We start from the raw sequence: 15,322 nt of genomic DNA on the forward strand, positions 1-15,322 counted from the left end.
AAGAACTCAAGGCTGCTGATGCAGTGGCTGCAGGGATGAACCGCGGCTTAAACGTTGAACCTATGCGCTGGTCCGAGCTATTAGCGATCGCACAGCGCGAACTTAACGAGTATCAACTAAAAGGGCAATTAGATCGCGCGTCGGAGCTTTACGATGAAGAGCTTGCAAGTTCTTTGATTGCTGCCGCAAGAATTATCTTAGAGGTGGCAAATCGACGGACTCAAGACCACGATTTAGAGGGGTTAGCAGATCAAGATCTAGATTTCTCGAAGGAAATCGAAGAGCGCCACCTCCTGCTAATCTTGGCGGCGACGGCATTTGGGATGTATGGGAACTTCCCCTCAGCGGCCGCGGTCCAACGGCAGGTCAATCCTGAATTGGTGCGTTCGGAAGGACAATTGCTCGCCCTTGCAATGAGCAATCCCAGCAGGATCGGTCAAGCCCTTCGATCAAGCCACCTTGGCGTTGAGGCAAGAGAGTTTCTCGAGCGACTCAATATGTTCCTGCTGACGGGAGACGAGGTCGAAAATGAGCAACTCGTGAAACACTTTGAAGAACTAATGACCGGTCATCGACCACTTGCAGACGTAACGTTTTTGCGAGGCGGCCGCCTTTGCCTAAAGCACTGTATTAATCTTTCCATAGCTCGTGTACTAAAATATAACGGAAGTTATCTTTTCAATAAATATGTAAAGCGAATAATTTCTCAAGGTAGAATGTGTCTACTGCCTCCGCAGTACAATGTCATACAGAATGGTTTCTTAGATTCCGAAGAAAATGCAGTTGTCACAATTCCCACCAGCACCGGCAAGACGCTCCTTGCTGAGCTAGCTATTGCGTCGCGCATGACTGGGCGCGGAGACATCGCTTTATACATCACTCCATACATTGCACTCGGACGTCAGGTCTACGAGTGCTTCCAAGAACATGTCATCGAGGGCATCGATGTTCGCGGGTATTTTGGAACGTTCAATAGCCACATTGATCAAATTGATTTTACTAATTCAACGGTGATTATTGCGACACCAGAGCGCGCCGATGCGATTCTTAGGTCAAATGATCTTTATTCAAGGCTTCGTACGGTTGTATTTGACGAAGCGCATGGAATTGAAAATGGAATAAGAGGCGCTAGGTTGGAGGCGCTGATCGCCCGAATGCGCCTTCAACAGATTCAAGGGCTCGATCTTAGAATAATTCTATTATCCGCCGTGTTGGCTGACGTCGAGGATCTACGAAAATGGCTGGGCAGTGATGCCGAGCATTACGATGATAGCTGGCGACCGACGGCTCGACGGCTGGCAATTTGGACAACAGATGGAAAGTTGGGCTGGCTTTATGGCGCAGACCCTCTTCGTCCGATCTCAAAGCAAGGCTCAAGCTATTTGGGTCGGAAAACCCTAGAATGGCCAGCAGCAATGTGGCCTGCGAGTCAATTCGGCGCAATAAGATCTCAGCTACCATCTGCATATGAAAACGTTTCATTCTTGGCGCGCTACGTCCGAGGTAGCATAGGTGGGCCTGTCCTCATTGCCTGCTATTCAAAGCAAACGACGCGAGGCGTTGCCGCGGCGGTGGCGTCCACATTGAAAGAGTTGGATGGAATTTCAGCCGATCGCGAAAAATTAATTGAGTGCTTGCATATGTTCCCACACCTCGGAGCATTAAGAAATATGGTTTCTAGAGGCGTTGCATACCACAATTCATCCTTGCCAGGAGAAGTAAAGACTCTCATTGAAAAAGCTTTAAAATCGCGATCTTTGCAGTTTGTGGCAGCAACCACTACATTAGCCGAAGGCGTCGATTTGCCTATTCGATGCACGATAATATTTGATTGGCTTATTGGTTTTGGCGAGAATCAAACTCCGATGGCGCCACTACTATTCCGTAATATTGCAGGTCGCTGTGGCCGTGCAGGCGAATTTACGGAGGGGGATACAATCATATTTGACAATGTGCTGGGTCAACCAGCCTTCGTGAATGAGCAATCGCGTAGAAGTGCACAGGCAAGGTTGTTCAGCGATCCGCCTGCACTAAGAAGTGAGATTGCAAATGACAATTTACCTGATGATTTGCAGGACTCTATTAAGGCAGTACTTAGTTCACAGCTAATGGCGGCGATTCCGGAGAATCCGGACGATGATGCGATCGAGGTTAGTTTATCACTTGCCTTATATGCGAGCCAACATGGGGCATCCAGCCTTAAGATATTTGAAGATATCAGGGCTGAACTATTAAGTGATGAGCTTGGAGAACCATTCGCGCGAGCAGCTAGTCCTATGTGGCTTACCCATCTTGGCCAAGCCGCAAATAGGACGGGATTTGGACCCGGCACATGTCGAAAGATTATTTCTGATATGCCAGCTGTAAAAGATGGTCTGACGAATAGTCAAGTCGCAGCCGCGCTACTCAAGAATTTTGGAGTCTGCCAAGAGCAAAACAACTACATCCTTAAGGAAGTCGTAACTGGCCGTAAATCGTCTAAGCTGTTTGTGAAAATGCACGATCTGGAGATGCTTGGCGAGGGTTGGCTCAACGGTTCATTGCTTACAGATATTTTTGTGACTTTGCCGAAAGCCCAGCAGAGCAAGGCGGCTATACCCCCTTTGCTCTGGGCTGCGGGCGAAGCAGATAGTGAGTTCGTCGCTGCTCAGTACGATAAATTTGTTGAGTTGATGGAATACGCATTTGGCGCGTTTTTGCCTTGGCTTTTGCGGGCAATTGCTACTCTCTCTTCCGTAGTGCGTGAAATCCCTCAATACCCTTGGAATGAGATGGCCGATCTGTTTGAAAATTGTCGAACGGAAGTGAGGGAACTCGACAGTGGAATAGGTGGGGACTGAGGCTAACTGGCTAGCACCAAGATTTTGGTGCAGCGCTCGAGTTGCCATTGCAAATCTAAGTTAGAGACTTGATTGCGCCCCATATGTGCGCGGCATATCCGGCAACCGTGAACTGCCCATCAGTTTCTGGGTCAAGGCGCTTGAGCACCCGTTCTCCCGTCCCTGTGATTAGCCAGCGCACGCGTTCGCTAGGAAGTTTAAGATTTGAATCACGCGGATAGATCTCGAGTTGGTACCCAGGGTAACCTGCATATCCACTGATATCGGCAATCAACAAGCGCCTTGGATTGCGATGGCGAGGGAGGCGAAAATCGACGATTATCTTTTCGCCCCAGCGCTTTGTCTGTAGCGTAATCTCGTGATCTTCGTTGCTTTCCGCCAATGCGCAAAGTGTTTCCTCGACACTAGCTTTCACGGCTTCCCAGTCTTTTTCGTTACTCTCCTTTCGGTATACCCACAATTCTCCGGGTTGGCCTTTATTTGGGGGGCGAATGGCACGTTCGTCGGCGACCGCGTCCGACATTTCAGTTGCCTGAACTACGCTGTTTGAGGAATCTTCGGCGCTTTCAACATCCCAGTCATTTAGGATTTGCTTGATAGAACAAACCACGTCAAACCAAGCAACGTCGCGATCAGGCGCAGAATTTATTGGCTTTGCATCACGATTGGCCGCTAAAAGTTGGCCGATTGGTATACCCGTCCAGTCGCAAGCTCGTAAGAGTATAGGGATTGCGAGCGCCTGCTTCGCGATACCGCGCTCCAATGCAATCGTCATTTCCTCTTGGCAGGCCGGAGAGGCGACGTAATCTGCGCTGATAAGCATAAGGATGATGTCTGCGGATCGTATGTTATCTTTTATGGCCTCGTAGAGTGGTGCCCCAGCTCGGATGTGTCTGTCGTTCCAAAGCTCCACCCTCCCTTGTAGCAGCAATGGTGTCAAATGCTGATCGAGCTCACTTTTCAGCTGCTCGTCGCGATGGGCATACGATGTGAAAATCTTTCGCGGCTTCATTTCCGACTTTCAAATTTGGGCTGAATGTAAGCACGGAGACTCATTGGTAAACTACGCTTTGGGCCGGGCCAACTGTGCAATCAATCTCAACTAGGTTTAGCGTAGATCGGGCCCGATCCCCTGCCCAAAGTGCCCCAAACAGGACCCAGATGGGTTGCCTACCGAAAGGCCCTTTCACAAGTTATACGGGGATTCCCTCGTGGAAGGAATGGTGCCGCTTAGAGGATTCGAACCTCTGACCCCATCATTACGAATGATGTGCTCTACCGACTGAGCTAAAGCGGCGTGCCTTGGAGGCAGGGGCGCCGTTTAGCCACGGGTGGGGGGCTAGGCAACCTTTTTTCGGGGCTAATTTTCAGGCCCGGTTTTCGGCGCTCAACTCCCGCACCGCATCGACCATTGCATTCCCGATCCGGACGATTTCGTCCTCGCCTGTGACCAGTGGCGGCGTCGTGTAGAGGACGTCGCGGAATGGGCGCAGCCACACGCCGCGCTTGATGCAAGCGGCCGACAGACGGTCGGCGGGTGCGGGTCCATCGAGCTGGATCACGCCGATTGCGCCACGCACGCGCACGTCGCGCACACCGGGCAGATACCTGGCTGGAGCGAGGAGGGTTTCGAGTTGCTTTCCAATTGCGCGTGCCTGTTCCAGCCTTGGCTCGCGTTCGAACAGGTCAAGCGAGGCATTGGCAGCCGCGCACCCCATCGCGTTGCCCATGTATGTCGGACCATGCATCAGAGCGCTCATCGGATCGTCGGATAGGAAGCCATCGTAGATCCGCGCGCTGGCTATCGTGGCAGCCAGTGGCAGCGTGCCTCCCGTCAGCGCCTTGGACAGGGTCACGATATCGGGCTGCACGTCCGCGATCTCGCAGGCGAACATTGCCTCACCAAGACGGCCTAGCCCGACGAAGATTTCGTCGAAGATCAGCAGCAGGTCATGGGCGTCAGCAAGGCGACGCAGCGCCTGCAGCGTGAACGGATCGTGGAACACCATGCCGCCCGCGCCCTGCACCAACGGCTCGACGATAATCCCGGCAAGATCGCCGCGATGACGGTCGAGCACTTCGCCCAGAGCAGCCTCGTCTGCGGCATTGCGCGGCAGGTCGACCACCACCTGTTCGAGCAGCGCGCCCTTGAACAGGCTGTGCATGCCCTCATCAGGATCACATACGCTCATCGTGGCGAACGTGTCGCCATGGTAGCCGCCGCGAAAGCACAGGAACTTGACCCGGCGCTGGCCCTGATTGAGCCAGAACTGAGCCGCCATCTTCATCGCGACTTCGACCGCGACCGACCCCGAATCGCTGAAAAACACGTGGTTGAGGTTGCCGGGTAACAGCTTCGCAAGCCGCTCGGCGAGAACATAGGCCTGCTCGTGCGCAAGTCCGCCAAGCATCACATGCGGCAGGACTTCAAGCTGACCGCGCAGCGCTTCCTCGATGTGCGGGTGACGGTAGCCGTGAACGGTGGACCACCAGCTCGAAATGCCATCCACCAGCTCTCGACCGTCGGCAAGCGTCAGCCGCGTACCGCTGGCCGCTACGACGGGCAGCGCAGGCCGTGCGGTCCGCATCTGGGTATAGGGCAGCCATATGTGGCCCTGGCCCGAGGTGTACCAGTCAGGTCGTTTCAACGAAGGGGCCCTTTCACCGCGTTAGCCTTGCCGATGCACTCGGTAGCGCGCGCAATCAAGCCGCCCGTTGCATCAGGCAGCTGTCGTCCCACGGAACGACCAGCGCCCCGCGTCGCCCCAAGGGCCGCCAAGATAATGGTGCAGCGCCAGACCAGCGAATGCGAAGTCACGGGGTCTGAAACTTTGACGCAGTTCCGCCTGCAACGCCATCGCCTGCGCACGCGGTACCTTGTTCTGGACGGTAACATGGAGGCGCGGCGTATGACTGTCCTGCACGGTGAGCATTCCGTGAAAATGCTCGGCCATCTCGGCACGCAGCCCAAGCATACCCGCGCTCTCGATCCGGAAGGCGCTTCCCCCGCCGAGGTCCATGACTGCCGACAAGCTTGCAGCCACCGGTGCATAAGTGCCAGCCAGCCGCGCGAGAAGCCTGCGCGCTTCATCCAGAACGCTGGCCGGCAACGCGTGGAACAGGGTTACGTGCGCCTTAAGCAAGTTGCGTTCGGGCGGAAAGTGCGCGCGGCGCAATCCCTCTGCCCAACCCTGCAGGGATGCGGGCAATTCAGCGGTGACGATCAACGGCGCGGAGCTTGTCAGATTTGCGGGCACGTCGGCGTTCTTGCAGGTTGCGGGGCGATTACAAGCCGCGACTGGCAAAGGTGAGGGGAAGTGGGAACATTCGGTATAGCCGCGGTAGCCCACTTGCGCAGGCCATCCGGCAAAACCGGAATGTTCCCTGGATCCCGGGCGATGCAAAACATCGCCCCGTGCCTCCGTAGATAACCTTAGGGCAATTTTCCTAAATTAATAGTAATAATGGCCAAACTCTCACCAACCCGGCGAAATCTACATTTCTCCCCGCGCCTTGCGCAGGGCGAACCATCTGGCAACATTGGCATTGTGTTCCGCCAGAGTCCCGGCGAAGACATGCCCTCCCGAGCCGTCCGCTACCATGAAAAGCGCGTCCGTTTCGGCCGGATTGAGCACCGCCGCGATCGAATCGCGCCCGGGATTGGTAATCGGACCAATTGGCAGCCCGACCATCGTGTAGGTGTTGTACCCGTTCACTGCCTGTATTTCAGACTGCAGGATGCGTCGGCCGAGCGGCTTGCCCTTCGTGATCGGGTAGATGATCGTCGGATCGGCCTGAAGCAGCATGCGCTGGCGCAAGCGGTTCGAATAAAGTCCCGCGACCATGCGACGCTCCTCGGGCTTGCCGGTTTCCTTCTCGACGATCGAGGCGAGCACCAGCGCTTCCTGTGGCGTCTTGGCGACCGTGCGCGCGGTCCGCTTGGCCCACAGCTCGGCAAGCGTCTTGTCCATCGCTGCCTGCATCCGCTTGAGCACGGCTGCGCGTGGCTCGCCCTTCTGCCAGTCATAGCTGTCGGGCAGGACCGTGCCTTCTGCAGGCGCGGACACGGTACCCGCAAGATCCTTTATCGCCATCAGTCGCTCGGCGACCATCACCGAGGGCATGCCTTCGGGGATCGTGACGAGGCGGCGGATGACCTTGTCGCCCTTGAGGATTTCAAGGATCGTATCTTCGCTCGCGCCCTTGGGCAGCAGGAACGAGCCCGCCTTGATATCAGTCCCGCCGCCGAGCAGGTGCGCGCGCAGCTTGAACAGTGTGGCCGAATCGATCGCTCCCTGCGCCTGCAGGTCTTCGGCCAGTGCGCTCAGGCCCTTGCCCTCGCCCACGTCGAATTCGAGCTGCTTCTCGAGCGGTCCGGCCGAGTACCAGCCGCCCACGATCCACGCCGCGAACGCGACGAGGACCAGCACGACGGCCCAGCCAGGAAACCGCTTGCGACGGCGCGCCATCGCCCGTCGCTCCTCTCAGTCTTCCACCAGCTTGACGACAAGGCTCGCGTTGGTGCCACCAAATCCGAACGAATTGTTCAGCGCGGCGCGTACCCGGCGCTTCTTGGCGGTGTGCGGAACCAGATCAACGCCCACGCAGCCCTCGCTCGGATTGTCGAGGTTCAGCGTCGGCGGCACGATCTGGTCACGCAGCGCAAGAATGCAGAAGATTGTCTCGACCGCGCCTGCGCCACCGAGCAGGTGCCCGATCGCCGACTTGGTCGAGGACATCGAAACATCGTTGATCGCATCGCCAAACAGGCGACGTACGGCGCCCAGTTCGAGCTCGTCACCAAGCGGCGTCGAGGTGCCGTGCGCGTTGACGTAGTCGATGTCGTCGGGCGTCATGCCCGCCTTCTTCAACGCCATCTGCATCGAACGGAAGGCGCCCGACCCTTCAGGATGCGGCGCAGTCACATGGTACGCATCACCCGACAACCCGTAGCCTACGACTTCAGCATAGATCTTTGCGCCGCGCGCCTTGGCGTGTTCGTATTCCTCGAGCACCACCACGCCCGCGCCCTCACCCATGACAAAGCCATCGCGGGCCACGTCATAAGGGCGACTGGCCTTGGTCGGATCATCGTTGAAACTGGTCGAAAGCGCACGTGCCTGTGCGAAGCCGGCGATTCCGATCGGGCAGATCGTGCCTTCTGCGCCGCCCGCCAGCATGATGTCGGCATCATCGTCGCGGATCATCCGCGCGGCATCGCCGATCGAATGCGCGCCGGTCGAGCAGGCCGTGACCACCGCGTGGTTTGGTCCCATCAACCCGTACTTGATCGAGACCTGGCCAGAAATCAGGTTGATCAGGCGCCCGTGGACGAAGTGTGGCGAAACACGGCTTGGACCCTTGGCGGCAAGCACCAGCGATTCGCTTTCGATGCCCGGCAGCCCGCCGATGCCCGAACCGATCGAACAGCCTGCGCGAAAACGCATGGCCTCTGGCATATCTTCGAGGCCGGCGTCCTCGATCGCTTGTCCAGCGGCGTCGATGCCGAAAATGATGAATGGATCGACCTGGCGCTGGACCTTGTGGTCGACGCGCTTGTTAGGATCGAAGCCGTATTCGTGGTCGGCAGGCTTGACTTCGCAGGCGATGCGGCACTTCTGGTCGCTCGCATCGAACCGCGTGATCGGCCCTGCGCCCGACTTTCCGGCAAGCAGGTTTTTCCACACGGTCTCGACTTCCGCACCGAGCGGAGTGACGAGGCCAAGTCCGGTTACGACGACACGACGCATTGGATTCTCCGGGAAATATGCAAACAGGCCCAGCCCCGATAGAGAGGCTGAGCCTGCCGAATTCCTACCCTGCCCTGCCCCAACGGGACCTGGCGGCTCCGCGATCCAGTAGGATCGGGAACCCCGGGTGGATCTGGGCGATCAGCCCTTGTTTTCGTCGATGAACTTGATCGCGTCCTGCACGGTCGAGATCTTCTCGGCCGCATCGTCAGGGATCTCGACGCCAAATTCTTCTTCGAAGGCCATCACCAGCTCGACGATGTCGAGTGAGTCAGCGCCCAGATCGTCGATGAAGCTGGCTTCTTCGGTGACCTTGTCAGCCTCGACGCCGAGGTGCTCGACAACGATCTTCTTAACGCGGTCGGCGGTATCGCTCATGAAATGCCCCTTCGAAGGAAAGCGGTTGAATATCTGTTCGGCTTTCGCCCTAATGAACGGATTGATTGCTGGCAAGTGCCCGGGTGCGGATCAGCACACCCCGCGCACTGCCCAGCTTATCCTTTGCTCGGCTCGATCACCCGCACGTGAAGCTCGCGCAGCTGCTTGATCTCGGCGGGCGACGGCGCGCCCATCAGAAGATCCTCCGCACGCTGGTTCATCGGGAACAGCGTGATCTCGCGCAAGTTCTGCGCGCGACAGATCAACATGACGATACGGTCGACGCCCGCGGCCATCCCGCCGTGCGGCGGAGCGCCGTACTGGAACGCGCGGTAAAGGCCGCCGAAACGCTCTTCCACATCGGCCTTCGACAGGCCGACGAGTTCGAACGCCTTGACCATCGTCTCGGGGCTCTGGTTGCGGATCGATCCGGACGCGATTTCGAAGCCATTGCAGACCAGATCGTACTGGAACGCATTGATCGTCAAAGGATCCTGATTGGTCAGCGCGTCCATCCCGCCCTGCGGCATCGAGAACGGGTTGTGGCTGAATTCGACCTTCTTGTTGTCCTCGTCCCATTCGTAGAACGGGAAGTCGACGATCCAGCACAGCTCGAAGCGGTCCTTGTCGATCAGCCCGAGCTGCTCGGCCACGCGCGTGCGAGCCAAGCCAGCCAGCTTGGCCGCCTGCGATTCCTTGCCCGCCGCAAAGAAGCAGCCGTCGTCCGGCCCAAGACCCAGCGCATCGAACAGCGCGGCCATCTTGTCCTCGCCGTGATTCTTGGCGATGGGACCGCCGAACACCCCGGCCTTGCGCGTCGCATAGCCCAGCCCGGCGTGGCCCTCGGCGCGCGCCCAGTCGTTCATCTCGTCGAAGAACTTGCGGCTCTTGTCGGCGGTGTTCGGGGCCGGGATCAGGCGGACAGTGCCGCCGCCGCCAACGATCTTCTCGAACAGGCCGAAGCCGGATTCGCGAAACTCTTCGGAGACTTCACGGATTTCGATCGGGTTGCGCAGATCAGGCTTGTCCGAACCATACTTGAGCATCGATTCGGCATAGGGAATGCGCGGGAAGCTGCCCGTCGGCGTGACCGAGCGCCCTTCGGCAAAGGCCTCGAACACCCCGCCGATGACCGGCTCCATCGTCTCCCACACTTCTTCCTGCGTGACGAAGCTCATTTCCAGGTCGAGCTGATAGAACTCGCCCGGCAGACGGTCGGCGCGCGGATCTTCGTCGCGGAAACACGGCGCGATTTGGAAGTAGCGGTCGAAGCCAGCCACCATCAGCAGCTGCTTGTACTGCTGCGGCGCCTGCGGCAGCGCGTAGAACTTGCCGGGATGAATGCGGCTCGGCACGAGGAAGTCGCGCGCGCCCTCGGGCGACGACGCGGTCAGGATCGGCGTCGAATATTCGGTAAAGCCCGCCCCTTCCATGCGACGACGCATGTCGGAGATGACCTTGGTGCGCGTCACGATGTTGGCGTGCAGCGTTTCGCGGCGCAGGTCGAGGAAGCGATAGCGCAGGCGGATGTCTTCCGGATATTCCTGCTCGCCCGCCACCGGCATCGGCAGTTCTTCCGCCGCCGAAAGGACCGTCGCGCCGCGCGCATAGACTTCGATTGCGCCGGTCGGCAGATTCGGATTGACCGTACCTTCCGAGCGCGCCTTCACGTTACCCTCGATCGTCACGACCGATTCCACGCGCAGCCCTTCAAGGATAGCCAGCGCCGGGCTGTCCACGTCAGCCACGATCTGGGTCATGCCATAGTGGTCGCGCAAGTCGACGAACAGCACGCCGCCGTGATCGCGCTTGCGATGCACCCAGCCCGAAAGGCGGACCGTCTGTCCGACATCGCTGCGCGCGAGTGCGCCGCAGGTATGGGAGCGATAAGGATGCATCGAAACTCTTTCCAATCGGCCTGCAATCGGGCAGGGAAGTGAGCGCGGCTAACAGGCGATGGCCGCCGATTTGTCAAGCCACAGCCCTTAAACAGGGCATGCCGACGTCTCCGGCAGGGGACACCACCTGAGCCCTTTTTCACCATCGGGCCATATCAGAAAAGTCCGATGAAGATACATCCGCTGATTACGACGACCGAAGCCCTTACCGAACTGTGTGACCGACTGGCCAAGGGCGACTTCATCACAGTCGATACCGAATTCATGCGAGAGAACACCTATTGGCCCGAACTGTGCCTGGTGCAGATCGCCGATGACAAGGAAGCCGCGGCGATCGATCCGCTGGCTCCGGGCCTCGACCTGAAACCGCTGCTAGACCTGATGTGCGACAACGAGGACGTGCTCAAGATCTTCCACGCCGGCGGGCAGGATGTGGAAATCATCTACAACCTGACCGGCAAGACCCCGCACCCGATCTTCGATACGCAGATCGCGATGATGGCCGTCAGCCAGTCCGAACAGATCGGCTATTCCAACCTCGTCGAAAGCTGGCTCGGCCTGTCGATCGACAAGGGCGCGCGCTTCACCGATTGGTCGCGCCGTCCGCTGACCGAACGCCAGATCGAATATGCGATCGGCGACGTCACTCACCTCTCGAAAATTTTCCCCAAGCTGTTGAAGCGCCTGATCAAGACCGGTCGCGGCGAATGGCTCGACATTGAGATGGAAAAACTCGCAGACCCCGCCAACTACCGCGCCGACATGGAAACGGTGTGGCAGAAGATCCGCGCGCCCAGCCGCAACCCTGCCGTGCTCGGCCGCCTCAAGGCGCTGGCCGCTTGGCGTGAGCGCGAGGCGATGGACAAGAATATCCCGCGCGGCCGGATCATGCGTGATGAAACGCTGGCAGACATCGCCAGCCACCCGCCGCGCGATCAGGCGGATCTGGCCAAAGTGCGCGGCCTCTCATCCGGTTGGAGGGAAAACGACATCGGCCGCCGCCTGATGCAGACGATCGCCGACGCAAAGCCCCTGACCGAGGACGAAATGCCCGCAAAGGCTCCGCGCGGTGCCCCGCTGGGCAAGGAGGGCGCGCTGGTTGCCGACCTGCTCAAGCTGCTACTCAAGATCCGCAGCCGCGAGATCGACATCGCCGCGCGCCTGCTCGCGCGCACCGACGATCTCGAGCTGCTCGCTGCCGGACAGCGCAAAAACTTATCGATTCTCGAAGGCTGGCGCTTCGAACAGTTCGGTCGCGACGCGCTCGATCTGGTCGAGGGTAAACTCGCCTTTGCCGTAGTCGATGGCAGGCTCAAGATGACGCATATCGATGATGTTGCAGGCAAGGACGACGCGCCGGACATTGTCGCCCACGTGGACGAATAAACCTTCGACAGGTTCAGGATGAGCGGATGTTGTGATTTGCCGCTGGGTCACTAGGTCTTGGAGCAAAGCCCGCTCATCCTGAGCCTGTCGAAGGATGCCGCACAACCCCCGGACCGGACACCCCATGAGCACCTACCTGCCCACGCTCAAACAGCTGCAATACCTCGTCGCGCTGCACGAACACGGGCATTTCGGGCGTGCCGCCGACGCCAGTTTCGTCTCGCAATCCACGCTGTCGGCTGGCCTGCGCGAATTGGAAACGCTGCTTGGCGTCACGCTGGTCGAGCGTACCCGCCGCGTCGTGCGCTTCACCCCGCTTGGAAATCAGGTCGTGGCCAAGGCGCACCGCCTGCTGCGTGAGGCCGAGGAACTTTCGGCGCTCGTCGTCAGCCACGGCGCCCCACTCGGCGGTGAATTGCGGATGAGCGTGATCCCCACGATCGCGCCGTTCCTGCTTCCGCGCATCCTGCCGCGCCTGCGCAAGGAGCGTCCACAACTCAAGTTGTTCCTGCGCGAGGAACCCAGCGCCGCCGCCATCGAATCGCTGCACCACGGCCGCGCCGATTGCGTGCTGCTTGCCCTCCCCTACGCTACCGGCGAGGTAGAAGCGGAAATCCTGTTCCAGGACCCGCTGCTCGTCGCCTTCCCCAAGGACGATCCACGCGATCCGCCTGCCACGATCACCGCCGGCATGATCGACGAGACCCAACTCCTGCTTCTCGAAGACGGTCACTGCCTCAAGGAACACGTGCTCGCCGCCTGCAACCGCCCGGAAATGCGCGCGTCGGCAACGATGATCGGCACCAGCCTGCACACCCTCGTCCAGATGGTCGACAATGGCCTCGGCCTCACCATGCTCCCGCAGATGGCGATCGACGCAGGCATCCTCCACGACACGAACATCGTCGTGCGGCCGCTGAAAGCCGACCACGCCTGGCGCGATATTGCGCTGGTATGGCGCAAAAACAGCCCGAGGGCTGAGGAATTCCGGTTGCTTGCGGGTGAACTGCGCGCGGGCTAACCGCCGCTCAATCCATGTGTTTCAAGCCGACCCGCAGGTAATCCCACCCGGTCACCAGCGTCAGCGCCGCCGCCGCCCACAGCGTCGTCAGACCAACGGTATGCGGCACATTGACCACGATCACGCCGACGTCCGCCGTCCACCCCGGCATCGCCTGCCCCAGGATCAGCGCGCCGAGGCAGATCATCTGGAACGTCGTCTTCCACTTCGCCAGGCGGCTGACGGGCACCGAGACCTGAATCCCGCCGAGGAATTCGCGCAGGCCCGATACCGCAATCTCACGGATCAAGATGATCAGCCCGGCGATTACGTGCATGTCACCCACGTACGGCCCGGTCAGGATGCCCTGCGCGGTCAGCACAAGAATCACCGCAGCAATCATGATCTTGTCGGCGATCGGATCGAGAAACATGCCGAGCTTGCTGACCGCACCCTGCGCGCGGGCAAGATAACCGTCGAAGTAATCGGTGATGCCCATCAGGCAGTAGACGCCGAAGGCTACGCCATAGCCGAACCGCCATGTCGGCCACCACAGCAGCGCGGCGAGCAACGGGACGGTCACGATCCGCGACAGCGTAAGCAGGTTGGGCAAGGTCAGCATCGACTCGAGGCCATACCGCGCAAATGCGACGAACGGAATTGCAACATTCGCTGCGTACCATTCAGAGCGACAAAAGCCGCTTGCCCGCACCTGACATCGGGCTAAGGGTGAGCCCAAGAGTGGGCGGCTGGCAAACAGGTACATGACGACAACGACGCATCTGGTGCGCACGCGCCGCTTCCTGCCGCTGTTCGTCACCCAGTTGCTGGGCGCGTTCAACGACAACCTCTACAAGAACGCCATGGTGCTGTACGTCGTATACAGCGTCTACAATTCCGAGGCTGCAGAAGCGCGGTTTTCCGCGATTGCGTCGGGCCTGTTCATCCTGCCGTTCTTCCTGCTCTCGGCGCTTGCGGGCCAGCTTGCAGACATGCGCGACAAGGCGCGAATCATCCGGATCGTGAAGGCGTGCGAGATCGCGATCATGATTGTCGGCGGTGCTGGGTTGGTCATGGCCTGGGCCGGGTTCGAAGTTCAGCAGATCGCCATTCCACTGATGCTGGCTGCGCTGCTGGCAATGGGCGTGCACTCGACGTTTTTTGGTCCCATCAAATACGCGATCCTGCCCCAGCACCTTCATGAGGGCGAAGTGCTGGCGGGCACAGGGCTGGTCGAGGCGGGCACTTATATTGCAATTTTGGCAGGTACTATCCTGGCAGGCTGGATTCCGGTCGAGGTTGCCGCAGCGGGTGTGGTGGTCACAGCACTGATTGGCTATCTCTCAGGGCGGCAGGTGCCACCTGCTCCGCCTGTGATCGAAGCGCAGTCGGTGGATTACAATATCTGGCGCTCGTCAATCACGCTCATTCGCAACACAACGAAGCATCGTCAGGTATTTATGGCGATCATCGCGATCAGCTTTTTCTGGACGGTCGGCACCGTGCTGTTCATTCAGTTTCCCCCGCTCGCCAAGAACGTCCTTTCCGCGAGCAAGGAAGTTGCCAGCCTGTTCCTCGTGATGTTTTCAGTTGGCATCGCAATCGGCTCGATGTCGATCAACCACTTGCTCAAGGGCACTGTTTCGGCGCGCTGGTCCCCCGCATCGGTGATTGCGATGGGCGTGGCAATCACTGCGTTTCACTTCGTGTGCAAGGCCTGGACCCCGCACCCGGGCGGCGCGCTGATGGACGTCAGCCAGTTCCTTGCCGAACCGCTCGCGATTCCGTTGCTGCTGTGCCTGCTGTGTATCGCCGTGGCGGGCGGCATGTTCGTCGTGCCGCTCTATGCATTCCTCACCACGGTCGTCGACAAGTCCGAGACCGCACGCACGATCGCTGCGAACAACATCGTCAATTCAGGGGCGATGGTGCTGGGCTCGCTGCTCGCGGTCGGACTCAGCGCTGCCGGCGTGGCAACCGTCGATCAGCTTCTTCTCGGCGCCGCCATGTGTACCGTGTCGGCCTATCTTGGCTGGCTGCTCTATAGGGCCGAGTGCGCCGCCGCCTGAA

Annotated in this window: 12 protein-coding genes and 1 tRNA gene; 4 read left to right on the forward strand and 9 right to left on the reverse strand. The window is 59.2% G+C overall.

Annotated elements, in window-relative coordinates; genetic code table 11:
- Positions 1–23: 23 nt before the first annotated feature.
- Complete coding sequence (locus GGQ88_RS01215; RefSeq protein WP_183611200.1) at positions 24–2,840, forward strand: DEAD/DEAH box helicase; 2,817 nt, start codon at positions 24–26, stop codon at positions 2,838–2,840.
- A 55-nt stretch (positions 2,841–2,895) separates the two neighbouring features.
- Here the strand turns inward: GGQ88_RS01215 and GGQ88_RS01220 are convergent, their stop codons facing one another.
- The 8 genes from GGQ88_RS01220 to aspS form a co-directional block, all read right to left on the reverse strand.
- Positions 2,896–3,852, reverse strand: coding sequence for a toll/interleukin-1 receptor domain-containing protein (locus GGQ88_RS01220; protein ID WP_183611201.1), 957 nt, complete (start codon positions 3,850–3,852; stop codon positions 2,896–2,898).
- A gap of 209 nt (positions 3,853–4,061) precedes the next feature.
- A tRNA-Thr gene (locus GGQ88_RS01225) sits at positions 4,062–4,137 on the reverse strand.
- Between the two features lie 70 nt (positions 4,138–4,207).
- The gene (locus tag GGQ88_RS01230; protein ID WP_183611202.1) at positions 4,208–5,488 is read right to left on the reverse strand and encodes an adenosylmethionine--8-amino-7-oxononanoate transaminase; all 1,281 of its coding nucleotides are present in this window, start codon (positions 5,486–5,488) and stop codon (positions 4,208–4,210) included.
- 72 nt (positions 5,489–5,560) lie between these two features.
- Positions 5,561–6,097 carry a 2'-5' RNA ligase family protein gene (locus GGQ88_RS01235; protein WP_343057046.1) on the reverse strand — a complete coding sequence of 179 codons (537 nt, stop codon included), beginning with the start codon at positions 6,095–6,097 and terminating at the stop codon, positions 5,561–5,563.
- Between the two features lie 237 nt (positions 6,098–6,334).
- The gene (mltG, locus tag GGQ88_RS01240; RefSeq protein ID WP_183611203.1) at positions 6,335–7,309 is read right to left on the reverse strand and encodes an endolytic transglycosylase MltG; all 975 of its coding nucleotides are present in this window, start codon (positions 7,307–7,309) and stop codon (positions 6,335–6,337) included.
- Positions 7,310–7,324: 15 nt separating this feature from the next.
- Positions 7,325–8,590 (reverse strand): beta-ketoacyl-ACP synthase II, encoded by a 1,266-nt coding sequence (fabF, locus tag GGQ88_RS01245; protein ID WP_183611204.1) that lies wholly within the window; start codon positions 8,588–8,590, stop codon positions 7,325–7,327.
- Positions 8,591–8,731: 141 nt separating this feature from the next.
- Positions 8,732–8,968 carry an acyl carrier protein gene (locus tag GGQ88_RS01250; RefSeq protein ID WP_054107514.1) on the reverse strand — a complete coding sequence of 79 codons (237 nt, stop codon included), beginning with the start codon at positions 8,966–8,968 and terminating at the stop codon, positions 8,732–8,734.
- Between the two features lie 116 nt (positions 8,969–9,084).
- The gene (gene aspS / locus GGQ88_RS01255; protein ID WP_183611205.1) at positions 9,085–10,866 is read right to left on the reverse strand and encodes an aspartate--tRNA ligase; all 1,782 of its coding nucleotides are present in this window, start codon (positions 10,864–10,866) and stop codon (positions 9,085–9,087) included.
- Between the two features lie 168 nt (positions 10,867–11,034).
- Here aspS and rnd point away from each other — a divergent pair, with 168 nt between their 5' ends.
- Both rnd and GGQ88_RS01265 read left to right on the forward strand, forming a co-directional pair.
- Positions 11,035–12,252 carry a ribonuclease D gene (rnd, locus tag GGQ88_RS01260; protein WP_183611206.1) on the forward strand — a complete coding sequence of 406 codons (1,218 nt, stop codon included), beginning with the start codon at positions 11,035–11,037 and terminating at the stop codon, positions 12,250–12,252.
- Between the two features lie 124 nt (positions 12,253–12,376).
- Entirely contained in the window at positions 12,377–13,273 is an 897-nt protein-coding gene (locus tag GGQ88_RS01265) for a hydrogen peroxide-inducible genes activator (protein WP_183611207.1), read from the forward strand.
- Positions 13,274–13,280: 7 nt separating this feature from the next.
- On the opposite strand, the gene pgsA is transcribed toward GGQ88_RS01265, so the two are convergent.
- Complete coding sequence (gene pgsA, locus GGQ88_RS01270) at positions 13,281–13,874, reverse strand: CDP-diacylglycerol--glycerol-3-phosphate 3-phosphatidyltransferase (RefSeq protein WP_183611208.1); 594 nt, start codon at positions 13,872–13,874, stop codon at positions 13,281–13,283.
- Between the two features lie 142 nt (positions 13,875–14,016).
- Here pgsA and GGQ88_RS01275 point away from each other — a divergent pair, with 142 nt between their 5' ends.
- On the forward strand, positions 14,017–15,321 hold the full coding sequence (locus GGQ88_RS01275) for an MFS transporter (protein ID WP_183611209.1): 1,305 nt from the start codon (positions 14,017–14,019) through the stop codon (positions 15,319–15,321).
- Position 15,322: the final 1 nt, after the last annotated feature.

This window comes from Novosphingobium hassiacum (assembly GCF_014196055.1).
GTDB lineage: Bacteria > Pseudomonadota > Alphaproteobacteria > Sphingomonadales > Sphingomonadaceae > Novosphingobium > Novosphingobium hassiacum.